The following is a 26,899-nucleotide window of genomic DNA, read 5'->3' as shown; positions in this document are numbered from 1 at the left end:
GCTGCTTGTGCAGCGGGTTTTTCCATGTTTTTAGGTCGCTTTATTATGGATAAAATGTGATAGAATAGATAGGATTAAAAATTATGTTAGAAGTGGTGTTAATAAATGAACGTTGTACTGAGTACGCTGAACGCAAAATACATCCACACAAGTCTTGCCCTGCGCTGCCTGAAAGCACATGCTCAGCCTGACTTTGATGTGGCCATTGCTGAATATACAATTAAAGATCCGGCGATGAATGTCGTGACCGATCTGTTTCGCATGAAACCTGATGTTGTTGGTTTCAGCTGCTATATTTGGAATATCGAAGAAACCATTAAAATCATGAAAATGATGAAAAAAATCGATCCTTCCCTCATCATCGTGCTCGGCGGTCCCGAGGTGACGTATGACACAAGAGAATGGATGGAATCCATACCCGAAGCGGATTATATTGTCATCGGCGAAGGTGAAGAGACGTTCAAGCAATTTTTGACTGCTCTTCAATCAGACAAAAATATGAAGAATGTCTCTGGAATTGCCTACAGAAATCATGGCGAGGTCCTGATCAATCCTCAGCGGAATAAAATCAATCTGGCTGAACTTGCTTCTCCTTTTCGTTTTGAAGAGGACATTCCACACCTTTCAAAGCGGGTTACCTATATCGAAACAAGCAGAGGCTGTCCGTTCAGCTGCCAGTTCTGTCTGTCTTCCATCGAGGTAGGCGTCCGTTATTTTGACCGTGAAAAAGTGAAAGATGACATCCGCTACCTGATGCAAAACGGCGCTAAAACCATAAAGTTCGTTGACAGGACGTTCAACATCAGCAGAAGCTATGCGATGGAGATGTTTCAGTTTCTTATTGATGAGCATATGCCGGGAACGGTTTTTCAATTTGAAATAACCGCCGACATTATGCGGCCTGAAGTCATTCAGTTTCTAAATGACAATGCCCCAAAAGGACTTTTCCGTTTTGAGATCGGCGTGCAGTCCACAAATGATGCGACAAATGATCTTGTGATGAGACGCCAGAATTTCAGCAAGCTTACGAGGACAGTCACAATGGTTAAAGAAGGCGGAAAGATTGACCAGCATCTTGATTTAATTGCCGGACTTCCTGAGGAGGATTATACATCCTTTAAAAAGACATTTAATGATGTATTTGAAATGCGTCCTGAGGAGCTGCAGCTCGGCTTCTTGAAAATGCTGCGCGGCACAGGGCTGCGGCTGCGCGCTGCCGACCATGACTATGTGTACATGGACCACTCGCCTTATGAAATCCTGAAAAATAATGTTCTTTCTTTTGAAGATATCGTGAAGATTAAACAAGTTGAAGATGTGCTTGAGAAGTACTGGAATGATCACAGGATGGATGCAACGGTCGAATTTCTGATCAAGAATGTGTTTGAGACCCCGTTTGATTTCTTCCAGCAATTCGGTACCTACTGGGACGAACAGGGATGGGTCCGAATCGGGCATCAGCTTGAAGACTTATTTAAACGTCTTTATGAGTTCCTGTCTGTCCTTCATAAAGAACAGGCTGACATGGCAGAAGGATTTATGAAATACGACTATCTGTCCTCTCAAAAACATAAACCGCGCAAGCCATGGTGGAACGACATGCTGACGAAGTCAGAGCGCAGCACGATTTATCAGGCGATTCTATCCCAGCCATCACTGCTTGGAAAAGAATTTGAGGAAAAAGCTTTCACTGAAAAAGATCTTTATAAGCATACGATTCTTGATAAGGTGCCGTTTGACATGGATGCATTTTTGAGAAACGGAGAAATGCTGCCCGGCGAGAGCATCCTGCTTGTTCATTATGATCCAGTTACACGGACGGCAAGCTCCTATGCTGTACAAGAAAACAAACTCCATAATAAAGTCAGCTGACATAACAAAGAAAAACCGCTCCCCTGAGCGGTTTTTCTTTTATTTGCATGTCTTCTTTTTGGATGATGCCGCCTCCAAAAACTTTGCTGAATTATAATCGCCCATTTCAGTGCCGAACTCTTCTTTCAGCAGATCAGGATCCATCTGCTTTTTATGCTGTCCGCTCTCTTTGCTTTTGTGTGTCTTCTTTGTCATGAGAATGACCCTCCTGACCGTCCCTTGCTGCCGTTTTTACTGTTGCGGTTTGCACCCTTGGCAGGATTCTCGCTGCTGTATACCGCCTCTGCAGCAAATTCAGTATCGGCCATGCTTTCTTTCGGTGTTGTATTATTTTTCACTGCCTGATTTCTTGCGGCTTTTCTTTTCATCTTCATACCCCCCTGAAAGTCTGTGAGAAGCACCTCACTGTTTATAGTGTTAGGCGAATCCGAATCCTTCATTAGAGGGAAAACGAGTCAGTTTTGCTGTTTATTGTGTTTGTAGGCAATAAGTACAATCTCTTCGCCTGTTTGTTCTCTCAGTTCATTTTCCATCTTTTTCACTTTTTCAAGAAACTGATCCTGAAGAGCTGCAACCGGAAATTCCTTGTTCATATCCTTTTCCTCCTTGTAGATGTCTCTTTCATAGCCTGCCAAAAAGCAGACAATACTACTACAGAGGTGATGAATATGAGTGAAAAAGATGAATTTGCGATGGATGAAACAATGCCTCACCAGGCAAGTGCCCCGTCCTTTAAAGGAACAGGCATAACCATGAAAAAACCCTTTATCAATGAATACGGCGTTTTAATCGGGGACAGTTTTTATGATTCCAAACAGTCTCCCTTAAATCAGTGGAGCGATGATGTCGATCCTTCCATCATGGCGGGCGATCAATGGGTCCATCCTACTAACGACATCGGCTGGAACACACCTGAAAACCGTGAGCTTTTAGAAAGCAAAAAAAAGCCTGATGGCTTTCCGTTTTCTCATCCTGATAAAGATGCAGGGTATGGACAGGATTAGAAATAAGCCCTTTTTCCCCAAAGGTGCAGCCATTGGGGAAAGAGCGGCTTTTATTTGTCAAAACTTTTAACCAAATAGTGAGACAGTATATCTGAAAGTTCCGGTCCTTTTTGAATGATTACTCCTGATTTAAATGCTTCGAAGCCATCTCCTCCTGATGCAAGATAATTGCTTGCGGCCGCACGATACATTTTTTTCTCTTCAATTACTTCACCATCTTCTGTCTTTAATTCTTTTATCCTCTCTCCCTTTGGCGCACTCCGGTCGATCTCAAAGGTCAATCCTTTTGTTTGAAGCAAGTTCTCTGCTTTTAAACTCCACTGCTGTTCAAGAACCTCTTTTATTTGTTTCCCGGATAAAGAAACTTCTGCAGCGTAATGATTAAAAGGGAGAGCGGCAATAAGGTGCTGTTTTGTCACAGGCCCTCTCTTCAGGCTTTCCCTGATGCCGCCATGATGGACGAAAGCAATATCGGTATTCATTTCTTTCATCATGGATTCAGCCAGGAGTGCGGCAAGAGGTGACTGGCCCTGATGATTCTTTTTTCTTGTTAAATCGCGGGGAAGACTCCCAATTTCCTTGCTGTATTCTGCTCCCACCTTCTTCTTGTATTTATCAATAAGCTTGAGAGCACCTTCATCGGGTACAGCCTGACTATGGTCGGTCAGGATAATTTGCGCTTCTTTCTGGATGATTTCCTTCTGGCTGCGGTCAATAAGAAGCGTTACATCAGAAAAGGCTTTCCCGTAAGAATAGCTCTGTACAATCAGCTTGTTTCCGATTCTGGTATTTGCACGCTTATGGCTGTGAGCCCCGAATATGACATCTACTTCATCGGTGATTTTCGGAGCCATCTCGACAAGTTCTTCTCCAGCACGTTCACCGTTTTGATCTGAAGCTGCGGCTGCATGCGCCAAAACGACGATTGATTCTACTCCGAGTTTTTTCAGTTGTGAAGCTGCCTGATTGATTGCCTCAGACTCATCAGTAATTTCAATCTGCTCCCGGTTTTCAGGAAGCAGAAATTGATTGGTTTCTTTCGTTACCACACCGATTATGCCTATCTGTACGCCGTCCATTTCTTTTATTGTATATGCTGGAAAAATCGGTTTTCCTGTCTCTTTATCAATCACATTGGCTGAAACATAATCAAAATCGGCACCTTTGAAGTATCCTGTACTTCTGTGATACCCTCCGTTTATCAGCCTTTTAAGCTCTCCGATTCCTCTGTCAAATTCATGGTTTCCCGGTGTGCCGGCATCAAACTTAAGCTGATTCATAAACTCAACGGCCGGCTCATCCAGAAACAGGGATGACAGCGGCGGACTTCCTCCTGTCATATCACCCGCATGCAAGAGCAGCGAGTGCTCATGCAGCTCTCTCCGTTTGTTAATATGAGCAGCAAGATATTCGGCTCCGCCCACCTTTTTGCCTGATTGAACAGAATGAGTGTCCAGCTGACCATGAAAATCATTGATTCCAAGCAGATGGATTTCAGTGAGCTTGCTGTCATCTGTACCTGCGCGCCCTTGACTTTCTCCAAAAACAGATGCAAAAAATAAAAATAAAACTATCATGAATAAAATGCCTGCTGTTTTTACAGAATGCTTCATTGGCCTTCCCTCCCTCTGATGCTGCTTCTAACGTATCACGCCAGAATGAAGCCCATCTAAAGTCAAGGTAAAGGATTATTAAGAATTGTTAAGAAGCAGATAAAAGCTTTTACAGATGGTAAAGGTATCAAAAAAGAAGCTGCGCTGGCAGCTTCTTTTTTGATTATTGCTTAAGATAGGCGGAAAACGCCTGTTTTACTTTTGGCACCACATAATGGCTTCCGCCTCTGTCTTTCACATCCTCAATCATCATCGCAATCAGCAGCTTTGGCTGATCCGTATTCACAGCCACAAACCAGCCGTTTTCCTGACCTATTTCACCTTTAGCCATCTTCAGTTCGGCTGTGCCGGTTTTTCCTGCGAGCTTCAGACCCGGCACGACAGGCTCATGGCCGGTACCGCTTGGATCATCCACGACGCTGATTAAGTGATTCAGGATTAAGGAGCTCTGTTCAGGCGTTAGAATGCCTTCCTTCCAAATCTCAGGAGCTGCATCATCCTTTTTCTCAAGATAAGGCATAATCATGCTGCCGTTATTGACAAAGGCCGTATAGGATGCAGCGATATGAACCGGACTCATCAAAACCTCGCCCTGCCCGTATCCTGAGTCAGCCAGCAGGACGTCCTTTGCAGCAAGATCAGACTCCGCGACTGATGAGTCCGCAGTCGGGAAGTCAAACTCAAATCGCTCCCCTAGCCCAAAAGCAGCTGCTCCGTCTTTAAAAGCATCTGCACCCATTTCCAGCGCTGCTTGTGCGAAGTAAATGTTGTCAGATGAGACAAGAGCCCTTTTTAGGTCAACCGCTGAATAGGCGTCTGTTACTCTTGTGACAGAGTAATTCCCCCACTCAGGCCCTTTCTTCCAGGTTAAACCCGTAATGGTTTTGACTTCAGCGGGATTCAGTGTCCCTGCTTTTAAACCCGCTGCAGCTGTAAGAGGCTTAAACACAGACCCCGGAGAGAATGTTTTATTGAATTTGGCGCTCAGCGGATTCCCTGTCTGTTCTGTAAGCGCCTGATAAGCTGCACCTGACATTCCAAAAACAAAGCTGTTCGGATTGTAGGCCGGGCTGCTGACAAGCGCAAGTGTTTCCCCTGTCAGCGGATGAACTGCTGCAGCCGTACCTGAATCACCTTTCAGCTGATTGTAAAGCACTGTCTGCAGAGCAGAGTCGATTGTTACAGTGATGTCCTTGCCGTCTTCGGCAGGCCGCTCTGCAATGGTTTCGTTTGAAGGATCTGTATAAATTCTGAATCCGGTTTGCCCCCGGAGATCGTCTTCGTAAACTTCTTCAAGCCCTGCTTTTCCAAGCTGCGATGTACTTGTATATCCTTTCCCTTTCAGCTCTTGGAGTTCCTCACCGGAAATATTGCCTATGTATCCGGTTAAATGGGCAGCATTCTCACCCAGCGGGTAGTACCTTGAGGATACATCCGCCTTTTGAAAACCGGGAAGGGATGTCACTTTTTTGAGCAGCTCAGTTTCTGAAGGGTCCACCTTTGCGACCGGCACGGACATATCAGGCTTAACCCAGCTTGCTGACAGCTTTTTATCTATGTCCTCAACTGTCAGATTCAAAAGCTTTGCCGCTGCTTCTTTTGCGGCTTCAGGATCGCTTCCGAGCTTTTCAGGAACTGCCTGGATCTCAGGAACGACGGCATTTATGGCCAGACCTTTACCGTTTTTATCCAAGATGCTTCCCCTTTCCGGCTTATCTTCCGAAATTCTGACCGCATCTCCTTCCTTCAGCTGCGGAAATATCATCGATGGATTCCACGAGATAAACCAGTTGTCTCCATCATCCGTCTCTTCCTTAACGAGTGACGCCTTATGATCGAATGCAACAGGTCCTGCCAGAGTATCCATTTTCAACGAAAACGGCAAAGAGGCTTCTTTCTCATCTTTTCTCTCTTCTGGCTCCTCCGGCTTCTCATAGCTGATGCTCAGATTTTCCGTCTCAATAGACTTATAAATCTGCTGATATCGCTCTGTAAATTCCTGCTTTGTTATGCTTTTTTTAGCATCTGAAGATAAATAATCATACATTCCGCTGAAATCCTGGTCATTCCACAGGCTGACGTATTTCTGAAACCGCTCTTCAGGCTGCGGTCCCTTTGAACATGCCGAAAGAATCACAAGCATTACTACCGAAAAAAGCACTGCCATCCATTTTTTCACGTTATCTTACCTCTCCCAAGACGTATTAGCTAAAGTATAGCATAGACAAGGGAGGATTTTCCTGAACGAAACTCTGTGAAACAGCAAAAGCAGACAGTCTCTCTGTCTGCTTCATCCTTTGTCACCCGATAATAACGCGCTCTTTCGGATAGTGGTAATTTGGTTTTGATGCTTTTGATCCGATAATGTAAATGAACGTAACAATGCCGATCCGTCCGATAAACATCAAGACCATTATGATGCATTTGCCGATCGTGCTCAGCTCTGCTGTAATTCCCATTGATAAGCCTGTCGTTCCGAATGCCGAACATACTTCAAAAAGAATTTCAATGAGCGTGAATTTTTCTGTAATTGAAAGAATAAACACGGACCCAAAACAAAGGACAAAGGCCATCAGCGTGACGACGAGTGATTTTTTCACATCATCCTCATGAAGTTCCCGTTTGAAGATCTTAATGGTTTTGTTTCCTTTGGCAAAGTGATAAAGGGCAAGCAAATTTAAAGCAAATGTCGTTGTCCTGATCCCTCCGCCTACTGAGCTTGGGGAAGCTCCGATAAACATCAGAGCGCACATGACGAGCAGCGTGGCTTCAGAAAACAGGCTGACATCCATCGTTGCAAGTCCCCCGCTTCGTGTGGCGGTTGACTGGAACAGGGAATAAAAAAAACTTTCGTGCCAGCTTTTCCCGCTGAAAAAAAACTGATACTCAAGCAGTGCGATCATAATCGTTCCGCCGATAACGAGCAAGGTATATGTGACAGTCGTCAGCTTTGTGAAAAGGGAAAACCTGTACTTGCCTTTTTTGCTGAAAAGAAAGGTTTTCACTTCAATCAGCACTGGAAATCCAATCGCTCCAAGCGTAATTAAAAGAATGATGACAAACTGAATAAAATAATCGTCCGCATATGGAATCATCGATGATCCCGTAATGTCGAAGCCTCCGTTTGTAGTTGCACTGACTGAATTAAAGAAACCGTGCAAATACGCTTCCTGCCAAGTGGGATAATAGTTTAAAAAGTAAGTTCCAAGAATCATGCCTCCGCAGAATTCAATGATCAAAATTAAAAACAGGACCTGCTTCATCAAGTTGACGATTCCGGAAAGGGCATACTGATTCTGATCAGCCATAATCAGTCTTCTTTCTCTAAGGCCAATTCGCTTGCCGACAATCAGCCAGACGAATGTTCCAAGCGTCATGACGCCAATCCCCCCGAACTGCAGCACAAACATCAGAATGAAAATGCCGGGTGTTGTCAGGGTATCTGCTACCGTTATGACGCTCAATCCTGTCACGCTTACAGCACTTACAGCTGTAAAAAGACCGTCCATAAACGTCCATTCTACTCCCGCCTGATGGGCTACAGGCAGGCTAAGCAAAGCAACCGAGACGGAGACAGCTATGGCATAATAAGCTACAATCAGCTGAAAAGGCGTTAATGATTGAAAAAAAGTTCTAGTTCGGTTCATGGATATCGTTCCTTAAAATTTAGGGTGAACTGCATGTTCTCTATCATAATGAAAACCTGGACGAATGAAAAGGGGTTCTCCAAAATTTATCTGTCGCGCCTATTTTCATTTTCAGCATGTGCAGACGAAAACATACTTTGGGTGAACAAACAAAAAAAGAGGAGACATCATCTCCTCAGATTCATACCCTCGTTATTTTGCTTCTAAACGGCGGATTCGCTCATCAAGGTCAGGATGAGTTGAAAAGAGGGCAAGCCCGCGTTTCCCGCTTATTTTCAATGACGCGACTGAAGATTGATCGCTGCTGATCCGCTGCGTGTATCCTTTCAGCATACGCAGAGCGTGCACCATTTTGTCCTTGCCTGCGAGATCGGCTCCTCCCTTGTCCGCGTGGAATTCTCTGTGGCGGGAGAAAGCAAAAACGACAAGGCTTCCAAGAATCGAAAACAGGATTTGGAACACTAAAACAGCAATAAAATGAACAATCGGCGCCATGTCCTCTCTTACAAACCTGGAAGCAATCCAAGCTGCAATTCTTGCCAGGAACACAACGAATGTGTTGACGATACCCTGCAGCAGAGTCATCGTCACCATATCGCCATTAGAGATATGGGCAACTTCATGGGCAAGAACACCCTCGACTGCAGCGTCATCCATTTCTTCAAGCAGACCTGTGGAAACGGCAACGAGAGAATTATTTTTAGACGGACCCGTTGCAAACGCATTGACCTCGCGGGACTGATAGATGCCCACTTCAGGCATTTTTCTGATGCCTGCAGCTCTTGCAAGTCTGTGAACGCGTTCTACAAGGTTTCGCTCATATGCAGATAAATTCTGATCCGGTTTCAGAACCTTTACGCCCATCATCATTTTAGCCATCCACTTTGACATGATCAAAGATATAAATGAGCCGGAGAAGCCGACAACGGCACTGAATACGAGCAGGCTGATGAGATCGATTCCACCTTCAGCCGTTACATAGGAGCCGACTCCAAGCAAAGATAAGACAATTCCTATTGTTGTCAGTACGAGAATATTGGTTAAAAGGAACAAAAAGATACGTTTTGCCATCTTGCACCCCCAAAGGTTTTGAGTTCATTTGAACTTATATTATAATTTATAGTATAAAGAATAAAGAGGAATAATCGCAAATACTAAGCACTTGGTAATGTTATGCAGCACGATCTGAAAATGGCTGCTTAAAGAACAGACACTTAAATGACAAAGAGGTGATGCGCATGAAAATACAGCTGAAACGCTCAGAAATGGCCAGACTGCTATTCACTCTGCAGGGTGAAACGGATGCAGCTCCGGCATCTATACTGAAAGAAATCGGGATCGACCCGTCTGATTTTCCTGATTTCATCAGAAGTTCCAAGCCTCTGCCAAGAGGACTTTCATCGAATGAAATTGTTTCACTTGCAAAACTGTGCGAACTGACTTCTTTAAAGTCCACATCGATTCAGAATTGGATAAAGAGGGATATGAAGGAACTGATCGGATCACCTGAACACGGCAAAAAATATTCAATCGAACAAGCAGCCATCCTCCTCATTGTGAGAGACCTGAAATCAGCATTTGATTTTGATACGATCAGGCATTTGCTGAAGCTGCTGTTTAATACATTATCAGACCGGAGCGATGATTTGATTTCACCATTGCGATACTATTCAGCTTACGGGACAATTCTTGAACGTATGGAATCGATCACGGTATTCTCGCTTTCTGAACATGAGCTCGAAAAGGATGTTCAGGATCAAATACAGGCGGCTCATGACCTTTTTCAGGATCTTCCGGAAGATGGCTGGAATCAGGTGAAGGATATTTTGACGATCACCGTGCTTTCCGTCATCACATCCTATCTTCAGAAGAGAACCCGTCTTTTTCTGCAGGAGCATTTTAAAGAAATGTAATTTACTCAATCTCTTCACCACCTATCACAGGGCACAATTGCCAGTATAGATTGTCCGTTTGAAACAAGACTATAAACACAGCCATATGGCTGCAAACTTTTATGAAGGAGTTGAATATAATGGCACGCAGCAGCAATAAATTGCTTGTTCCAGGCATTGAACAGGCCCTGGATCAAATTAAATATGAAATTGCACAGGAATTTGGCGTTACGCTTGGTTCTGATACAGTTGCACGCTCTAACGGTTCTGTTGGAGGAGAAATCACGAAGCGCTTAGTCGCACAAGCACAGGCTGGTCTTGGCGGACAAGCTTCTAAAACTGAATAACATGGCAAAAACCGCAGGAAGCCTCCTGCGGTTTTCTTCTTTCTATCTATGTAGCAGGTGCCTATCCGGTCTGTTTTGCTTTCGCGGCACCCTATGTTTCAATCACGATCAGATCTTGACCCCTCATTATCATCATCGTCATTGTCGTCGTTGTCGTTCTCTTCATTTTCGTCGCGGTCATCATCCCGGTCACGATTGTAGCTGTTCCAGTATGAAGATCCATCGCGGCTGCCGGCGTCTCTGCTGTCATCATCTTCATCACGGGATTTCTCTTCATTCCGCTTTTTTTCTTTCTCTCTTTCTTTTCTCGCTTTATCTGCTTCTTTTCTTGATTGTTTTCCTTCAGCCTTTTCTTTTTCTGACTGATTCTCAATCTTCATGTCCGTTTCTTTTTCTTTAGGAGGTTTTGGAACAACAGGCTTTTTGTCGATTTCCTTGTCTTCGTCCTCTTTCAGGCCAGGCGCTTCTTTATCCTTTTTTGGCGCTTTAGGCGTATCTTTAACAGGAGGTGCCGTTTCAGGAGATTCCTTTTTGGCTGGTTCTGTCTCTTTCTCAGCCTTTTCCTCTTCATTGCGCTTTTCCGCTTCTTCTTTCTCTGCAGGATCAGCTTGTTCTGTTTTTTGAAGTCTTACATATTTACCAGTAGAAATCCCTTGTTCCACTGCTTTATTGCGTGTTTCAACATCTGTCTCTACCGCCTGAACATTCAGGCTTTGCTCCTTGTAGGACTCTTTCAGGCGCACAACATCTGCAAGCATTTTCTTTTTTGTCTCTTCATGCTTGTCATCTGCTGTTACCGTCGTCACAAAAATCTCTTTATCGTCTGTTAAATAGCCGAGAGATTTGCTTTTGTCCACAATGGTTGAAAAGACATCTGATACACTGCGTTTATTCATGTCTTTCAGTTCGGCAAGCATAGCCTTCCCATCTTCATTCATGGGTTCAATCCTTATGACTTTAAGTTCTTCATTTAATTGAAGCTCAAAGCTTGGATTGATATCAATCGTCATATAAGCATATACTCTGTCCTCTTTCAAAACGGGCAGCACGGTAAAAAAAATAAGAATAAGAGCTGCAACTGCAAGTAACCCGTTTCGAATTCCGCGCAGATTAAAAATACTTACTGATTTTGATGCTCTTTCGCTTGTATCTGAAAGCTGAAAAAAAGTAATTTCCTCACCCAGCTCGTATGAACGTTTTTGTTTTGCTGCTTTCAAAAATTGTCCATCAGGGGTAAGCAATGTAACATAATCATCATTACGGTCAACGACGATCCCTTTTTTCATGATTGAAGCACCCCTCTTATATAGTCTTTCAGATAAACGTAATCCCCCGATAAAATAATTGTCATGGCAATAATATATTTTCTGTTTCTCTCTATTGTTTTGCGGCTGACAGATACAAGCGATTCAAGCTGTTTAACTGGAAGCTGTTTTTTCGCAAACAGAATCCGCTTCAGCTCATCGTGCTCAATCAGAACTTGAGCTACTTTTATTGCATTTTGCCTTGCATCCATATGTTTTGGAGAATTCTCCATCAGCTCTGAAAAAGAAAGGCCGAACTCCTGGAGCACTTTATGGAAATAAACGATCTCTTCCCTCCGCTGCTCCTGTTCAATGAGCTTTTGATGCTCTTCAACGGACAGCTCCGCTTCTATCTTGCTCTGCGAAGCTTCGCCTTCTTCGTGTTCCTGAAGATCAATATTTACTGTTTGTGCGTTTCTTGCTTCTTTCCGAATATAGTCAATGACTTTTCTCTTTATAATCAATTCGGCAAAAGCGAGCAGGGAACTTCCCTTTTCAGTTGAATATTTTTCAATGGCCTCATTAAAGGCAATTAAACCAATGCTGAATTCATCGTCTTTTTCATCAATATACCTTTTGCACACCGAAGAAACGGTTTTTGCCACGAAAGGTTTATACTGGTCAATTAATGTGTTCTGCAATTGTGTGTCGCCGCCCTGGATCTGCAGGACAGTTTCTTCTAAAGTTGGTTTCTTTTTGCCAAGTTTAAACAACAGGCTAAGCACCGGTTCTCACCTCAGTTCTCCCATATTACTTCGTATAATCATAGCTAATTTGCCCTGAGAGCGCAAAGGAAGAAATTTGGAATCGTGAGAGCCTTGAGGTAAAGATGAACCTTTCAGGCGTTGATGAAGCAACAGATGAAGAATTATTAAGGTTGTTCTCCTTTCTTTTTTCTTACTAAACAGCTACGAAGCGAGTTCGGAATTTGAGGGTGTAATATTAGTTTTTTTACAAAAAGGTTACAAATAAAGGTGGAAATCCAGGTTAAAAGTTGTTTAATTGTAAAAATTTTAATATAAAGCGTCTATTTTATCCACAAAATGTCATTTATCTACAATAAAAAAACACCCCGTTAAGGGTGCTCAATCAAGTCGGTCTTCAGCTTTTTCTACCAGTTTCTCTTCTTCTGATTCCGGCCGGGCGCTTTCATCTTTGGATAAGAACCATCCGGCAACAGCGATTCCTGCAAGTACAATCCAGAAGATAAGCTTCCATGTTGCAGATTCAATGAAATGTTTATCGATGATGTTAATATCCGGGTGAGCGAGCGTGTACAAAGCAAGCTTCACTCCCACCCAGCCCACAATGACAAATGCAGCAGTCTCAAGACTCGGACGTTTTTGCAGCAGGGCGACAAAAAAGCTCGCTGCAAATCTCATGATAACCAGGCCAATGATGCCCCCGGCCAAAATGACGGCAAACTGTCCGCCATCCAGACCGCCGATTTCCGGCAGTCCCGTTGCAGGCAGTGTTACTGCAAGTGCGACTGCCGCAAGGATAGAATCAACCGCAAACGCAATGTCTGCAAGTTCCACTTTAAGGACCGTCATCCAAAAGCCTGATTCTTTTCTGTCCTTTTCACCATGCAAATCCTTTTTTAAAACGAATTTCTTCACTAAATGATTTATGGCAATAAACAGCAGATAAACAGCCCCTATTGCCTGTACCTGCCAGACATCCACCAAAAATGAAATTAAAAAAAGCGAGCCGAATCTCAGGACAAAAGCTCCTGCAAGTCCGTAAAACAGGGCTTTCTTCCTTTGATCATCAGGTAGGTGCTTAACCATCACGGCCATAACAAGAGCATTGTCTGCCGCAAGAATTCCCTCCAGTGCAATTAAAACAAGCAATACCCACCCGTATTCAAGCAAAAGGGCAACATCCATTCAACATTCCTCCTATATCTGTATTTTCTCTATATACCCAATTTCCTTTCACTCTTATCAAAAAAACATCTTTTCCTAATGTTGGAAAAGATGTTTCAGGAAATCCATGTCGGGATGCAGCAAGTGTTTTTAGCTGATTTTCTTATCCTGAGAAATGGCTGATGGCTTGATGGCTTTTCTTGTGATGAATTTGTACAAAATAAACGCAGCTACGATGACTGCAGCGGCAGGAAGAAGGTAATCGTTCGCCATTCCGCCCACCTGCTCCCATTTATCCCCAAGCTTAAATCCGAGATAAACATACAGGAATGTGATCGGCAGCATAGCTGCAAAGGTATAGATGGAAAATACCCAGACGTTCATTTTTGCCATGCCGCATGGAATGGAGATCAGCGTTCGGACTCCTGGCAGAAACCTTGCTGTAAAAGCAACCATAGCCCCGTTTTTTTCGAAAAACAAATCCGCTTTAGCGAGACTTTCTTCATTGATAAACATGTATTTTCCATATTTGATGAGGAAGGGTCTTCCTCCATAGCGGCCAAGTGCATAAAGGGTAAGCGGACCGATAGTACCGCCGATCGTGCCGGCAAGCACAGTGCCCCACAGCAGCATATCTCCCTGATACACCCAGTATCCGGCGAGCGGCAGAACAATCTCGGCAGGCACAAATTCAAAACAAAGAGCAAAAAGCACCCCAAAATAGGAGAGGTCTTTAAAGTACTCAATAAAAGCAAGTATGTAATGTTCCATATTCAGTTCCAGACTCCTTTATTCAAGGCTTTGAATCCGTGCAGTCCTTTCCTTTTATCAGAAGCAGCCGCACAAATCAGCCTTTCAGTTCTACAAGCTATCATACTATACATACCATTAAAAAGGGACAACTTTACAATACTTTTATTTTGGCATTTTTATGAACGCTTATTTTACAGGGGTGATGAAAATGGACTGGATTCAGGCGTTTATTTTGGGCGTCATTCAGGGACTGACGGAATTTCTTCCCATCAGTTCAACTGGCCATCTTTACTTGGGCAGAATGCTGTTTGGCATGAAGGACGGCGGGATTTTTCTCGATACGATGCTTCATATCGGCACATTTATCGCCCTGATTGTCTTTTACAAAGATATTCTATGGAAGCTTTTGAAACAGCCATTCAGCAAATTAACTCTTCTGCTTGCTGTTGGAACCTTGCCTGCGGTTGCGGCAGGTGTTTTCATCAGCGATTTTTTTGACGGCATCAGCAAATCAGGGGCAACGATCGGATGGGAGTTTCTTATTACCGGAGCATTTTTATGGTTTGCTGATTCCATAAAAAAAGGAGCAAAGAAACTCGATGACCTCACCGTTTTTGATGCCTTTTTCATCGGTTCCTTTCAGGCCCTTGCCATCTTCCCTGCCATTTCAAGATCGGGAATGACGATCGTAGGGGCTCTTATGAGAGGAATTGACAAAGAAACAGCTGCTTATTTTTCGTTTCTTCTGTCAATCCCTGCTATTTTCGGAGCCATTCTTTTTCAAGTATCCGATTTGTTTTCAGGCGAGGCCGCGACTATTGGCTTCTTTCCTCTTTTCGTTGCAACGCTAAGTGCTGCACTGACAGGATATGTGGCTGTTAAGTGGATGATCCAATTTGTGAAGAATCATTCGTTGAGGGGCTTTGCGGTTTACGTATGGGTATTGGGAGCGGTTATTCTATTCATTCAGTTTAAGGGGTAACAGAAAAACAGCGGAGCCTTTTCCGCTGTTTTTTAGTGTTTGTTTTTCCTGCCGTAAAGCATCTTTAAAAGCGACTTTACTTTCGTGTACTTGTTTTTGTAAGGATACCACTGCATCTCTGTCTTTTTTCTGCCCCTGTCCACCATGACTGATTTCTCATGACAAAAGCGGCGGATTCCGTCCTTGCCGTGATACTTTCCGATTCCGCTCTGTTTCACTCCTCCGAAAGGGAGATGCTGGTTGGCTATGGACATCATCACATCATTAATAACGGCGTTACCAGTTTCAAGTCTTGAAGTAACACGCTTGGCTTTTTTAAGATCTTTGCTCCAGACGCTTGCATTCAGCCCGTAGACCGAATCATTGGCCAGAGCAATGGCTTCTTCTTCAGACTGAAACGGCATGACGGCTGCAACAGGCCCAAAGGTTTCATCCTGCATAATTTTCATGTGCTGCTTTACGTCTGCAAATACCATCGGCTTAATGAACAGGCCTTCTGACAGCTCCCAGTTTTCAGGAAGCGCCCCCGCAATGAGTCGTGCGCCACCCTCAACAGCATCTTCCACGTGGTCCTTTATCACTGAAAGCTGCGACGGATGTGTCATCGCGCCGATATCATCATCCTCACCCCGCCCCTGCTTCAGCTTGACTGTTTCGGATACGAGCAGATCAAGAAATGTTTCATACACAGCCTCCTGCACATAAATTCTCTCTGTACTCATGCAGACCTGCCCGCTGTTTGTGAAGGAACCCCATGCAGCAGCCTTCGCTGCTCTTTCAAGATTTGCATCTTCAAAAACGATGAAGGGGTCCTTCCCGCCAAGCTCCAGTGTAACGGGAATCAGGGTCTTTGCGGCTTCTTCCTGAATCTTCTTGCCTGCAGCAGCAGACCCTGTAAAAAAGATAAAATCCGGTTTAGCCTTAACCAGCGCCTGCCCCGTTTCCTTTCCACCATGAACAACCTGAATGACTCCATCCGGAAAACCTGCAAGCTGGACGGCTTTTTCAATAAACAATCCTGTTTCAGCGGTTATTTCCGAAGGCTTCAAAATAACGGTATTTCCTGCCGCCAGAGCATTTACGACAGGCACGAGTGCGAGCTGGAGGGGATAATTCCATGGCGAAATAATGAGAGCGGCTCCTCTTGGCATATATTCAATGTAGCTTTTTTTCCCTATGAAGTGAATCGGCGTTTTTACACGCCTCGCCTTCAAACTTTTTTCAGCGTTTTTCTCAAGAAAGGACAATGTGTCAAGGACAGGCATTAAATCTGCTGTAACAGCTTCTATTTTTACTTTTCCGGTGTCGGCTGCGAGAACTTCAATGCATTCCTCCATATGGTCAATCAGTACGTGTTTGAGCTTTTTCAGATATGACAACCGTTCACCTGTACTCTTTTCTCTCCAGGAGGCAAACGCTCTTCTTGAAGAATTCATGATTTGGCTGATGCGGAAATCAGATGTCTGATCAACGGGTCCTGCCCCCGCCATTCCAGCCGGGCTTAATTTTGCCGCAGATTTGCTGTGCTCCATGGCTTACCCTCCTGTCCTTTTCTAGAAATATTCCCATTTAAAAAGATCATAAACAAAAAACAGCTGAACGGAACCTGCACATTATCACAGAAATTCTGGCAAACCTAATTATATATCAACAAGGAAAGCAGGAGATCTGACATGCACACGATGTGGAAAGGATCCATCAGTTTCGGACTGGTCAATATACCGGTTAAATTATATGCCGCTACTGAAGATAAAGATGTGAAACTGAGGAATTTGCACAGTAAATGCCATACACCCATTCAATATGAAAAGAAATGCCCGAACTGTGATGAAGCAGTCGGAAATGACGACATTGTAAAAGGCTACGAATACGTAAAAGGAAAATTTGTCATCCTTGAAGAAGACGAACTCAAGCAGCTCAAGCAGGAGCTTGAAGATAAAGCGGTTGAAATTATCGACTTTGTCAACCTTGATGAAATCGATCCGATTTACTTTAATCGCTCTTATTTTATCGGCCCCGGCGAAAATGGAGCAAAGGCATATTCCCTTCTTCGCGAAGCCCTGCTGAAATCGGGTAAGATCGGTGTTGCAGAAATGACCATCCGTTCCAAACAGCAGCTCGCCGCCCTTAGGGTATATCAGAATACGATTGTAATGGAAACCATTCATTACCCGGATGAAGTCCGAAAAGCATCAGACGTTCCAAGTGTCCCGGAGAAGACAGATCTGGGGGAAAAGGAACTTGATACAGCAATCATGCTCATTGACCAGCTGACAACCTCTTTCAATCCAGAATCTTATAAAGATGACTACCGGGAAGCACTCCTGAATCTGATCCAGAAAAAAGCCGGCAAGAATGAGGGCAAAACACCTGCAGATGCTCCGCGTGAAAATGTCGTTGACTTGATGAGCGCCCTTCAGGCAAGCATTGACAAATCCAAAGAAAAGCCGGCAGCAAAAGAACCAGCTGCAAAAACAAAGAAAAAACCGGAAGCCGGCAAAAAAACGAAAACAGCCAGAAAAAAAGCGTAAGGACAGTCCCGCTGAGCGATCAGCGGGATTCCTGCTGTCCCCCAATCCATTTCGCGGCATCAAGCAGAGAAGGAAAATTCATATCCGCGCCATGATCAGTTGAGCCGACCAGAATGGTTTTGGTTCCGGCTTTTTTTCCGGCCATTATATCCACATCCCTGTCACCGATCATGTAACTTTCTTCTATTGTAATGCCATGCCGTTCAGCAAGATCTGTAATCATGAGAGAACCGGGCTTTCTGCATTCGCAGCCGGCATGCGGGGAATGTGCACAATAGGCGACCTCTTCGATTTTCCCTCCCGCTTTTTCAATCTCTTCAACCATTTTACGGTGGATATCTTTAAGGACAGCCTCTTTCATATACCCAAGTCCAACTCCGCCCTGATTGGTGACGACAAACACTTTATAGCCTTTATCGCACAGAATCCGCACGCCCTCTGCAGCGCCGGCAAGCAGATAAAGCTGAGAGGGATTGTTCACAAAGCGGACCCTCTCTGTAAGCACTTCGTTTATCACACCATCACGGTCCAAAAATACGGCTTTCATCATTAGAACATCCTTTCATAAACAAATCGTTAATAAGAAATAGTAAGAGTAATAAAAAGCAAAGGAAGTCTGCTATGTATGTAAAACCAATGCTTCCATCTCTTTCTTTAAAGAAGCCTGAAGGAAGCCAATGGAGCTTTGAAATAAAATTTGACGGATTCAGAGCCCTTCTTTCCATCTCAGAATCAGCCATTTCCTTTACAAGCCGGAACGGAAAAGACCTTGCTCCTCTTTTTCCCGAAATCATAGAAGCTGTCCGTTCAAGCTTTTCCAAGTTTCAGCCGTTTATGCCTTGTACACTTGACGGGGAATTAACCGTTTTGCAAAGTGCGCACAAAGCATCATTTGAGAAGATTCAAAAGCGGGGCAGGCTGAAAAAGGAGGAGAATATCCAGCGTGCAGTACACACTGATCCATGTACGTTTTTGGTGTTTGATCTTATAGAGTGCGCCGGTGAAAAGACAGCTGCTTCCCCTTTAAAAATCAGAAAGGAGAAACTCTTATCTCTTTCTGAAGCATGCGGTTTTCCGCTCACCCCCGCACCCGGGGAAGTCCGCATACAATATGTCCCCTCTTTCTCAGACGGAGATGCCCTGTTTAAGAATGCCATACGCCATGACTCTGAGGGAATTCTGGCGAAAGATCTAAACAGCAGGTGGGAGCCGGGCATCCGCACAAAAAACTGGCTGAAAATAAAAAACTATAAATACGGCCTTGTATTTATTATCGGATATGACAAGAAAAACGGCTACTTTAAAGCGGGTACTTTCGATCACGGCACGATCAGGGAAGCCGGGGTATTTTCCCACGGGCTTGAGGGGGAAGAAAGGGAATCCCTTATAGAGATTCTCAGACAAAATAAAGAGGCGGAAGATCCTCAATGGATTACGATTGCTCCGGCAATCTGTGTGGAACTTCAATTTCTCGGTCTGTACAAAAATCAGCTGCGGGAGCCTTCATTTCATGCGTTCAGATTTGACCTTGCTCCTGAACTCTGCACATGGTCACAACTTAAAGTACATGCTGTTTCCGTTCATGAAGATGTTCAGCTTACTAACCCTGACAAGCCTCTTTGGAACAAACCGGTGAGGTCAAAGGAAGATTATCTTGCTTACTTGATTGATGTTTCTGAAAGCATGCTCCCTTTTCTTGAAGATAAACACTTGACTGTCATCCGCTATCCGCACGGTACTTCTGATGAAGCTTTTTATCAGAAAAACTGCCCTGACTACGCGCCGGATTTTATTAAAACATCATTACATGAAGGAATAGAGTACATTCTCTGCAATGACCACTCCACTTTATTGTGGCTCGGCAACCAGGGTGCCATCGAATTTCACGTTCCCTTTCAGACCCGAAAGTCCCATCAGCCAAATGAAATCGTATTTGACCTTGACCCGCCTTCAAGAAATGAATTTGGACTTGCTGTAAAAGCGGCTCTTGAAATGCACAAACTATTTGAATCATTCTCTCTTACGTCTTTTCCAAAGCTTTCAGGAGGAAAAGGCATCCAGATTCACATCCCCATAACGGAGGGGACATTTTCCTACGAGCAGACGAGAAGCTTTACAGAATTTATTGCTTCTTATCTTGTACAGGTATTCCCTGAAGCATTTACGATTGAACGACTGAAGAAAAACCGCGGAAACAGGCTGTATGTCGATTATATTCAGCATGCAGAAGGAAAGACCATCATCTCACCCTATTCTCTCAGGGGAAATTCTGCCGGAGCCTATGCAGCAGCACCGCTCTATTGGGAGGAAGTAAAGGACAGCCTTAATCCCGACTCCTATACAATGAACACTGTTGCCGATCGCCTGCAGGATCAGCCATGTCCATTTGCAGATTTTTTTACATCTCCGCAGGATAAAGTGATAACGCAAATCCTGCATTTCATCGAGGAGCAAAAATCAAAAGAATAACAGCGCCATGATCCCGAATTTATTAAGCCAAACATAATTCACCTGGAGAATGACAAAAATAAGTCATACTCTTATATAAATGAGGCCTGACCTATGCCGAATTTTTTTTGGTTCTTTCTCCTTCTCGCAGCAACCGCAGCGCTTGCTTATGCAGCTGCTCGAAAAGACCGTCTCATGCTCGTTCCTCTGTGGCTGTTAAATGCGGGGCTTGCGATTATTTTTGAAGTAGTCATCTTTGTTTTCTTTCATTCTTATACATATAAACCGGAAGTTTTCAGTGACCCTTTCTCAGACAGCTCATTTGGCTCTATTTTCAGCCAGCTCATGATTGTCCCGATGATTGGAGTCACAGCTGCATTTTACAGGCTCACCTTTCCGGTGATGCTGCTGATCAGTTTTGGCATGTCAGCTGTAGAATTGTTCTTTTTGCATTTGGGGATTTATGAGCATCACTGGTGGAAAGTTTACTATACAACTTTGCTGCTGCCTGTTGCCTTTCTCATTTCATCCTGGTGGTACAGGCTGCTGAAAAAGGACAATCAGCCCGCTGCCAAACTCGGCCTTTACTTTATGAATTTGAGCGTATCCTTAACAATCACATGGGCAGCAACCGTTCCGCTTACCATGTATTTGTTTCAGCCGGGATGGTTTGAAAATCCCGTCCGTGATCATCTTGCAGCAAACTCGGTCTTTTTCAGCATTGCCTGCTTTTTTTACACACTGATCGTCCTAATCCGCCGCAGAGCCATTAAACTGCTGCTTTTTCTTATCCTTCTCATCACTCACTATTGCCTGCTGGAAAATGGATTATTTACTTATCACACCGGCTTCGCCTCGTTCACAGCGCTCCATCTGTTCTTTATCGCAGTGAGCTGCCTGATGTGGAAATGGACACAGGATGCTGTCAAACTTCACGCTGATTAAAAATAAAAAATCCCGGATTCGGGATTTTTTATCTGAAAAGCAGATGCTGACTGTGAACGCCTGCTTTTTTCAGCAAAGCCATCAGCTGCTGCTGTTCGTCGATGGACAGGCCGGAGAAAGCCCGGGCCATCCGCAATGTATGTACCGGATAGATCTCATCCAGGTAGGTTCTTCCTTTTTCAGTAAGATTGGCATAAACAGAACGCTTGTCTTTTGGATCCTGCTCCCTGTATATAAATTCATTCTTTTCCAGCTTATCAATCACATACGTAACATTCCCGCTGACAAGCAAAAGACGCGAGCCAATTTGCTGAAGCTTCTGCGGTCCTTTCGTATAAAGAAGTTCAAGCACTGAAAACTCTGTCGGGTTAAACCCGTGTTCCTTGCTGTCACGGATTGAATGTTCAGAAACACTCTTAAATGCTCTTGCAAACGTTTTAAAAAGATTCAGTGCAAGTTCAAGTTCTTCATTTGTATAAGACTTCATTCTCATCGCCCTCTTACCTTAACATTGTGAAGATATCTAAAAATTCAAAAAACCATATGGATTATTTTACTATGAAAACACTGTTTTTTAAAGGCTTCTTTCATGCTGGAAGTTTGACTCATTCAGTAAGACGAGATCCTCTTTTTTATTGATATTTGCAAATTGGTCAGGCCGGTCAAAATGCGATTGATCGAGCATAAGCGGCTCTGCGGCATGCAGCAGTGACATCATTTTCAGTTCCCTGTCCTCAAGCTGTTTCTGCAGTACAGGAAGCAGCGAGCAATGGTACATCGCACAAAGCGGATGAACTTTTCCGTTTATAACAGGTACAACAGCTGAATGTCCAGCCGTTTTCAACCCCGTAAAGACAGAGAGAGTCTGCCGGTCAATAAGCGGCATGTCACAAGCAAGGACCAGGTACCATTCAGATTTTACTATTTTCATAGCCGAGTAAATTCCGGCAAGCGGTCCAAGTCCTTTAAAAGGAGGACAGTCTTCAAAACTTGTGATCCCGGGATCTTTCCATTTGCGCCCGGAGACTGCCGCAGTATCTGATACCGCTTTCAATTCCGTATATGAATGCGAGAGGAATGTGCCGTTTTTGTATGGTTCACATGCCTTGTCAGACTGAAAGCGCCGCGACATTCCGCCGGCCAGTACAATACCTGCAACTGTCATAGATGCCTCCGGTAACTTCTTTTTATCATCTTACCACAATTTCGTGTCCCGAGGCTATCTTCTCTTTTTCCCTCTGTTCCTGCACCGCGAGTTTTCCAGACAGCAAAAAAAGCCGGAGAACCTCTCGGCTTTTGGCGGGGATTTCATGAGGAAAGCTGATTAGAAGAATGGCATCAATTTTGCAAATTTCGCCCGCTCTGAAGAGCATAAACCCGTATTCTACGGCTGCACAGGTTTTTTATGGGTGAGTTTCATAAAAGGCACACTGCTGTAAAAATGCTGATATTCCTTTTTTAATTCAGACAGCGTCATGCTGCTAAGCACCTCTTGGTCGTATATGCCGAGCGAGTTCAATTTCCTGCTGTAAAAAACCCTTTGATCTTCAAGAGCTTTCCTGAACAATTTGCTCATTTTTCACTTCTCCTTTCAAACTGTCTAGTTATCACTTTACCCGCTGATTGTAAGTCCACGGTTAAGCCAGTGTAAAAGTTCAGCTGAATGTGTTAAAAAGCCGTAAACGGTCAAGACTAGTCTCAGGATCTTACATGGAGGAGGCTTGACGATGAAGCATATCCGCCCGATTGCTTATCGTACACGTGACGAACGGCATCAAATCTATTTTCTGAATACACTTGAACCGAAAAACGAACAGCTGTATACTGCTGAATTCAAATCCGGGATACTGCTGCTTTTATGTGCCTATGAACACAGATATGACCGCTTCAGCGATGTAACTTCTTTGTTTACAGAAGACTATCTTTTTGAGCTCAGTCACTTTTTAACGAATTTTTTTCCTTCCCGAATGGCCAGAAGATCAGGATGACTTTTTCAGGCATGAGTTTTGCATGTACCGCAGAAATTCATGCGCATCCTTTCCGATTTCATTCTGCAGATCCTCAAGCATTTCATCCCTCCTTACATCCAGTTCTACAATCATCCTGGCAATTTCAGCTGCCTTCTTCAAATCCATGGTGTCTCCTCCTTCAATCTGTTAATCCAAGTGTAATGAGAAAAGATTCATAAATCATCATTGTTGTTAAATAAACTCACAATGTTTTTTATAAACCTGACAATCTATGTTAGATTTTCTGACAAAAGTGCACTTCAACTCATTTCCATAAGGTATAATTGGAAAAAGAAATGAAAGTGCGGGGTGGAAAAATGGAACAGCAAGACCACTCATATAAAGATAAAAAAGTGATTTCAATCGGGATTGTAAGCGAGCTTACCGGGTTATCCCTGCGCCAGATCCGCTATTACGAGGAGAGGCATCTGATTTCTCCGCAGCGGACCTCAAGAGGCACACGAAAGTATTCTTTTTCGGATGTAGAACGATTAATGGACATTGCCAACAAACGCGAAGACGGCGTGCAGACGAATGAAATCCTGAAAGAAATGCGCAAGAAGGAAATGCGTTCAAACCCTGATTACCGCAAGAAAATGCTTGAGGGCCAGCTGAACGCCCAGTTTCACTTCCGCAATAAAAAATGAGGCGCCGTGCGGCACCTCATTTTTTTATAGTTTAAACCGGTTTACAAGCTGTGTAAGTCTTGATGAGACGGCAGCCAGTGAATCAGCATGTCCTGATATCTCTTCCATGGACTGGCTTGACTGTTCTGCCGATGCAGCAGTCTGCTCAATCCCTGCCGCAGCCTCCTCCGATACAGATGCAATGCTGGAAATGGAATCATTCATGACTTCGCTGCTTTTCATAATGCGGTTTAAATCCTTTTGAATGGTCGTGATTCTTCCCGACATCTCTTCAATGTACTCTTTTATCTCGGAAAAACTCTCTCCTGTCTGACTGATGGATGCTGACCCTTTGACAATTTGCTTATATCCATCCTTCAGGTTTTCAGCTACTTCTTCCGTTTCTTTACGGACGTTGCTGACTATCTTGTTAATATCGACAACCGAGCTTGATACCTGTTCAGCAAGCTTTCTGACCTCGTCTGCCACAACCGCAAACCCCCTGCCGTGATCCCCCGCTCTGGCAGCTTCAATCGCTGCGTTAAGAGCAAGAAGGTTTGTCTGATCTGCGATGCTCTGAATGACATCCACCAAAGTGGAAATTTTCTCCGACTGCTCATCCAGATGCTCTACTTTTTCAACAGTTGTTTCCATGAGTCCATTAATGCGGTTCATCTGATTCACAGATTCATTCATAAGTTCATACCCCGCATACGAATGAGTGAGGACTTCAGCTGATGCCTTTGCAACAGCCTCCCCGCTCTGATTCGCTACGTAAATGGATTCCATCAGTTCACCCATCGTTTCAGAAAGATCCGAAGCGGAAGATGCCTGCGTTTCAGCTCCCGATGAAAGCTCCTGCATCGTTGACGCAATTTGTTCGCTTCCTGCTTTTAACTCTTTTGAAGAAGCCTGCAGCTGACCGCTTTGCGCTGAAACAACAACTGATGCTTCCGAAATGTCCCGGACAATTCCGCTCAGCTGCACATTCATTTCATTTACAGATGCAACAAGACTGCCGATTTCATCTTTCGAATCAAGGGACATAGGCTCATGATTCAGCTGCCCTTTTGAAATATCCTCCATCCTTTTGGCGATGGAATGAATTGGTTTCGTCAAGGCATTTGAAATCCGGACAGAAAGAAAAATACCCGCTCCGATAATTAGCAGTGACAAAACAATTCCAAGGATATTAATCAATCTTCCCTGACTGATGATGGCGTCACCATCTCTTACAATCGATTTTTCGCGCTCTGCAGCCAGGGCGTCAAAACCCTTTGTAAGCTCATCCGCAAGATTCTGAACATCGCCTCTCAACGTCTGATTGGCTGTCACTCTCATTCCGGAATCAAAGCTTTTAATCACATCTTCCTCAACCATCTTCTCCCACTCGGAACTCTTTTCCATAAGCTCTCTGCTTTTAGGATTCACACTTCGTTCAAGCAGGTTTTTCTGAAGAGATTTGCTTTCTTCCGTCAATTCATAATACTGATCTTTGTATTCATCTTTTCCATAAATGAAGTATGCCCTGATCAAAGAAACCCGCTGCGTGATATTGTCCCTCAGCTTCCCTTCAGCAAGCAGCGACTGCATATCCTCCTGCACAATTTTCTTCGTCTGGCTGTTGACCATCGTGAAACCGGCAATCGTAAACCCAGCCATCAGCAGGCTGAGCACCATGATAATCGAAAAACTCCCCAGCAGCTTGCCCTTCAATGTGAGGTTTGACCTCTTCTTTACATTCCATAATTTTAACTTCTTCATTTCCAGACCTCCCTTTTAACCAAATCTGCCTAGTATGTATGTGTGCAAAAAGACTTATACACCATACATCGGCCATTTTGGCAGAATATTTAGCAAATCGGCAGGTCAAAAGAATGAATGGAGCAATTGATGGGGGTTCAGGATTGGGTGAAGTGCTGTTAAGGACGGAATAGAACACTTACTTGGTCCGATTGATGAGGGAAAGTGTTGCTACTAGCGGTTTAGAACACTTACATGGTTCAATGGTTAAGGGAAAATGTTGCAATTGACAGTTTAGAACACTTACTTGGTTCGATTGATGAGGGAAAGTGTTGCTATTCACGGTATAGAACACTTACTTGGTTCAATTGATGAGGGAAAGTGTTGCTATTCACGGTATAGAACACTTACTTGGTTCGATTGATGAGGGAAAGTGTTGCTACTAGCGGTTTAGAACACTTACTTGGTTCAATTGATGAGGGAAAGTGTTGTTAGTAGAGAATGATCCACGCAGCACTCCAACGAATACCACCACAAACTGGGATCCTTCTACGATAAAAGTGTAACCACTACAAGGAATGACGCCACAAACTAGGATCCTTCTACGATAAAAGTGGCACCACTACAGCGAATGACGCCACATACTAGGATCCTTCTACGATAAAAGTGGCACCACTACAGCGAATGACGCCACATACTAGGATCCTTCTACGATAAAAGTGGCACCACTACAGCGAATGACGCCACAAACTAGGATCCTTCTACGATAAAAGTGGCACCACTACATGGAATGACGCCACAAACTAGGATTCACTCCCGGTAAAAGTGGCACCACTACAGTGAATGATGCCACATACTAGGATCCTTCTACGATAAAAGTGGCACCACTACAGCGAATGACGCCACAAACTAGGTTTCACTCCAGTTAAAAGTGGCACCACTACAGCGAATGACGCCACATACTAGGATCCTTCTACGATAAAAGTGGCATCACTACAGCGAATGACGCCATTAACGAGGATTATCAAGCTGCGGCACTAATAAAAATATACAAATACTTTAAACATAAAAAAACCAAACTAGCACCCTAGTTCGGTTTTTTTTGACTAAAAATAGTATCGAGCCAAACTCGCTGGTCACAGCCTATGTTTAAAGATTAAACAATTTTTGGATGATCCGGCTCCGAAACAATCTTCGGGTGATCAGGTTCAGAAACAATTTTCGGATGGTCCGGTTCTGAGAAAAGTCCAACTCCCGCTGCAAATGCCAGAGAGAATACGCCAGTGGTTAATCCAACTAATAGTTTCTTCATGAA

General features: G+C 43.9%; 29 protein-coding genes. 10 read left to right on the top strand and 19 right to left on the bottom strand.

The genetic code is table 11. The annotated features are described in order from the left end of the window. Positions 1-105 precede the first annotated feature (105 nt). A complete protein-coding gene (locus ACK1LH_RS07420) occupies positions 106-1,872 on the top strand; it encodes a B12-binding domain-containing radical SAM protein (RefSeq protein ID WP_203290041.1) in 1,767 nt (588 codons plus the stop codon). Positions 1,873-1,911: 39 nt separating this feature from the next. Here the strand turns inward: ACK1LH_RS07420 and ACK1LH_RS07415 are convergent, their stop codons facing one another. The 3 genes from ACK1LH_RS07415 to ACK1LH_RS07405 form a co-directional block, all read right to left on the bottom strand. Continuing rightward, complete coding sequence (locus tag ACK1LH_RS07415) at positions 1,912-2,067, bottom strand: hypothetical protein (protein ID WP_168713758.1); 156 nt, start codon at positions 2,065-2,067, stop codon at positions 1,912-1,914. Further along, positions 2,064-2,240 (bottom strand): hypothetical protein, encoded by a 177-nt coding sequence (locus ACK1LH_RS07410; RefSeq protein WP_029281795.1) that lies wholly within the window; start codon positions 2,238-2,240, stop codon positions 2,064-2,066. The genes ACK1LH_RS07415 and ACK1LH_RS07410 overlap by 4 nt, the downstream gene beginning before the upstream one ends. An 87-nt stretch (positions 2,241-2,327) precedes the next feature. Then, positions 2,328-2,465, bottom strand: coding sequence for a hypothetical protein (locus tag ACK1LH_RS07405; protein WP_168713757.1), 138 nt, complete (start codon positions 2,463-2,465; stop codon positions 2,328-2,330). Positions 2,466-2,540: 75 nt separating this feature from the next. Here ACK1LH_RS07405 and ACK1LH_RS07400 point away from each other — a divergent pair, with 75 nt between their 5' ends. Next, the gene (locus tag ACK1LH_RS07400; RefSeq protein WP_029281797.1) at positions 2,541-2,876 is read left to right on the top strand and encodes a DUF3905 domain-containing protein; all 336 of its coding nucleotides are present in this window, start codon (positions 2,541-2,543) and stop codon (positions 2,874-2,876) included. 50 nt (positions 2,877-2,926) lie between these two features. Here ACK1LH_RS07400 and ACK1LH_RS07395 read toward each other — a convergent pair whose 3' ends face one another. From ACK1LH_RS07395 to htpX, 4 genes are all read right to left on the bottom strand, one after another. Beyond that, positions 2,927-4,489 carry a bifunctional metallophosphatase/5'-nucleotidase gene (locus ACK1LH_RS07395; RefSeq protein ID WP_029281799.1) on the bottom strand — a complete coding sequence of 521 codons (1,563 nt, stop codon included), beginning with the start codon at positions 4,487-4,489 and terminating at the stop codon, positions 2,927-2,929. Positions 4,490-4,652: 163 nt separating this feature from the next. Continuing rightward, positions 4,653-6,668, bottom strand: a complete 2,016-nt coding sequence (locus tag ACK1LH_RS07390; RefSeq protein WP_411334888.1) for a penicillin-binding transpeptidase domain-containing protein — start codon at positions 6,666-6,668, stop codon at positions 4,653-4,655. 121 nt (positions 6,669-6,789) lie between these two features. Then, entirely contained in the window at positions 6,790-8,136 is a 1,347-nt protein-coding gene (locus ACK1LH_RS07385; protein ID WP_029281802.1) for a TrkH family potassium uptake protein, read from the bottom strand. Positions 8,137-8,328: 192 nt separating this feature from the next. Continuing rightward, complete coding sequence (htpX, locus tag ACK1LH_RS07380) at positions 8,329-9,207, bottom strand: protease HtpX (RefSeq protein ID WP_029281804.1); 879 nt, start codon at positions 9,205-9,207, stop codon at positions 8,329-8,331. A gap of 167 nt (positions 9,208-9,374) precedes the next feature. Here htpX and ACK1LH_RS07375 point away from each other — a divergent pair, with 167 nt between their 5' ends. Both ACK1LH_RS07375 and ACK1LH_RS07370 read left to right on the top strand, forming a co-directional pair. Next, on the top strand, positions 9,375-10,049 hold the full coding sequence (locus ACK1LH_RS07375) for a DUF1836 domain-containing protein (protein WP_051865117.1): 675 nt from the start codon (positions 9,375-9,377) through the stop codon (positions 10,047-10,049). 119 nt (positions 10,050-10,168) lie between these two features. After that, positions 10,169-10,375: an alpha/beta-type small acid-soluble spore protein gene (locus ACK1LH_RS07370; RefSeq protein WP_029281808.1), complete on the top strand. Its 207-nt coding sequence runs from the start codon at positions 10,169-10,171 to the stop codon at positions 10,373-10,375. A 98-nt stretch (positions 10,376-10,473) separates the two neighbouring features. Here ACK1LH_RS07370 and ACK1LH_RS07365 read toward each other — a convergent pair whose 3' ends face one another. The 4 genes from ACK1LH_RS07365 to ACK1LH_RS07350 form a co-directional block, all read right to left on the bottom strand. After that, positions 10,474-11,661, bottom strand: a complete 1,188-nt coding sequence (locus ACK1LH_RS07365; protein ID WP_029281810.1) for an anti-sigma factor domain-containing protein — start codon at positions 11,659-11,661, stop codon at positions 10,474-10,476. Continuing rightward, a complete protein-coding gene (gene sigI, locus ACK1LH_RS07360; protein WP_203290035.1) occupies positions 11,658-12,404 on the bottom strand; it encodes an RNA polymerase sigma factor SigI in 747 nt (248 codons plus the stop codon). Before sigI ends, ACK1LH_RS07365 begins: the two co-directional genes overlap by 4 nt. 360 nt (positions 12,405-12,764) lie before the next feature. Next, positions 12,765-13,568 (bottom strand): TerC family protein, encoded by an 804-nt coding sequence (locus ACK1LH_RS07355; RefSeq protein WP_203290034.1) that lies wholly within the window; start codon positions 13,566-13,568, stop codon positions 12,765-12,767. Between the two features lie 129 nt (positions 13,569-13,697). Beyond that, positions 13,698-14,318: a DedA family protein gene (locus tag ACK1LH_RS07350; protein WP_029281816.1), complete on the bottom strand. Its 621-nt coding sequence runs from the start codon at positions 14,316-14,318 to the stop codon at positions 13,698-13,700. A 190-nt stretch (positions 14,319-14,508) separates the two neighbouring features. Here ACK1LH_RS07350 and ACK1LH_RS07345 point away from each other — a divergent pair, with 190 nt between their 5' ends. Continuing rightward, entirely contained in the window at positions 14,509-15,282 is a 774-nt protein-coding gene (locus ACK1LH_RS07345; RefSeq protein WP_029281819.1) for an undecaprenyl-diphosphate phosphatase, read from the top strand. 32 nt (positions 15,283-15,314) lie between these two features. Here ACK1LH_RS07345 and ACK1LH_RS07340 read toward each other — a convergent pair whose 3' ends face one another. Beyond that, a complete protein-coding gene (locus ACK1LH_RS07340) occupies positions 15,315-16,814 on the bottom strand; it encodes an aldehyde dehydrogenase family protein (RefSeq protein ID WP_411334887.1) in 1,500 nt (499 codons plus the stop codon). A 141-nt stretch (positions 16,815-16,955) separates the two neighbouring features. Here ACK1LH_RS07340 and ACK1LH_RS07335 point away from each other — a divergent pair, with 141 nt between their 5' ends. Continuing rightward, positions 16,956-17,813: a Ku protein gene (locus tag ACK1LH_RS07335; RefSeq protein WP_411334886.1), complete on the top strand. Its 858-nt coding sequence runs from the start codon at positions 16,956-16,958 to the stop codon at positions 17,811-17,813. Between the two features lie 19 nt (positions 17,814-17,832). On the opposite strand, the gene ACK1LH_RS07330 is transcribed toward ACK1LH_RS07335, so the two are convergent. Continuing rightward, positions 17,833-18,363 carry a D-glycero-alpha-D-manno-heptose-1,7-bisphosphate 7-phosphatase gene (locus ACK1LH_RS07330; protein WP_029281825.1) on the bottom strand — a complete coding sequence of 177 codons (531 nt, stop codon included), beginning with the start codon at positions 18,361-18,363 and terminating at the stop codon, positions 17,833-17,835. 71 nt (positions 18,364-18,434) lie between these two features. Between ACK1LH_RS07330 and ACK1LH_RS07325 the strand changes: the two genes are divergently transcribed. Beyond that, on the top strand, positions 18,435-20,282 hold the full coding sequence (locus ACK1LH_RS07325; RefSeq protein ID WP_411334885.1) for a DNA ligase D: 1,848 nt from the start codon (positions 18,435-18,437) through the stop codon (positions 20,280-20,282). A 93-nt stretch (positions 20,283-20,375) separates the two neighbouring features. Beyond that, a complete protein-coding gene (locus tag ACK1LH_RS07320) occupies positions 20,376-21,206 on the top strand; it encodes a hypothetical protein (RefSeq protein WP_029281829.1) in 831 nt (276 codons plus the stop codon). A gap of 28 nt (positions 21,207-21,234) precedes the next feature. On the opposite strand, the gene ACK1LH_RS07315 is transcribed toward ACK1LH_RS07320, so the two are convergent. From ACK1LH_RS07315 to ACK1LH_RS07305, 3 genes are all read right to left on the bottom strand, one after another. Beyond that, a complete protein-coding gene (locus tag ACK1LH_RS07315; protein ID WP_369732696.1) occupies positions 21,235-21,693 on the bottom strand; it encodes a MarR family winged helix-turn-helix transcriptional regulator in 459 nt (152 codons plus the stop codon). Positions 21,694-21,780: 87 nt separating this feature from the next. Beyond that, positions 21,781-22,371: a molybdenum cofactor guanylyltransferase gene (locus ACK1LH_RS07310; protein ID WP_411334884.1), complete on the bottom strand. Its 591-nt coding sequence runs from the start codon at positions 22,369-22,371 to the stop codon at positions 21,781-21,783. A gap of 219 nt (positions 22,372-22,590) precedes the next feature. Beyond that, the gene (locus tag ACK1LH_RS07305; RefSeq protein ID WP_029281836.1) at positions 22,591-22,782 is read right to left on the bottom strand and encodes a hypothetical protein; all 192 of its coding nucleotides are present in this window, start codon (positions 22,780-22,782) and stop codon (positions 22,591-22,593) included. Between the two features lie 151 nt (positions 22,783-22,933). Between ACK1LH_RS07305 and ACK1LH_RS07300 the strand changes: the two genes are divergently transcribed. Then, a complete protein-coding gene (locus tag ACK1LH_RS07300) occupies positions 22,934-23,194 on the top strand; it encodes a hypothetical protein (RefSeq protein ID WP_411334883.1) in 261 nt (86 codons plus the stop codon). Here ACK1LH_RS07300 and ACK1LH_RS07295 read toward each other — a convergent pair. Further along, on the bottom strand, positions 23,186-23,341 hold the full coding sequence (locus ACK1LH_RS07295; RefSeq protein ID WP_168713756.1) for a hypothetical protein: 156 nt from the start codon (positions 23,339-23,341) through the stop codon (positions 23,186-23,188). The two genes, ACK1LH_RS07300 and ACK1LH_RS07295, sit on opposite strands and share 9 nt — an antisense overlap. Positions 23,342-23,532: 191 nt before the next feature. Between ACK1LH_RS07295 and ACK1LH_RS07290 the strand changes: the two genes are divergently transcribed. Then, a complete protein-coding gene (locus ACK1LH_RS07290; RefSeq protein ID WP_029281840.1) occupies positions 23,533-23,862 on the top strand; it encodes a MerR family transcriptional regulator in 330 nt (109 codons plus the stop codon). 24 nt (positions 23,863-23,886) lie between these two features. Here ACK1LH_RS07290 and ACK1LH_RS07285 read toward each other — a convergent pair whose 3' ends face one another. Together ACK1LH_RS07285 and ACK1LH_RS07280 are read right to left on the bottom strand one after the other, a co-directional pair. Then, complete coding sequence (locus ACK1LH_RS07285) at positions 23,887-25,605, bottom strand: methyl-accepting chemotaxis protein (RefSeq protein WP_411334882.1); 1,719 nt, start codon at positions 25,603-25,605, stop codon at positions 23,887-23,889. 1,135 nt (positions 25,606-26,740) lie between these two features. Then, positions 26,741-26,896: a hypothetical protein gene (locus ACK1LH_RS07280; RefSeq protein ID WP_158001601.1), complete on the bottom strand. Its 156-nt coding sequence runs from the start codon at positions 26,894-26,896 to the stop codon at positions 26,741-26,743. Positions 26,897-26,899 lie beyond the last annotated feature (3 nt).

This window comes from Metabacillus indicus (assembly GCF_046603695.1).
GTDB classification, from domain to species: Bacteria; Bacillota; Bacilli; order Bacillales; family Bacillaceae; genus Bacillus_P; species Bacillus_P indicus.
This window is presented reverse-complemented; position numbering and strand designations above follow the sequence as displayed.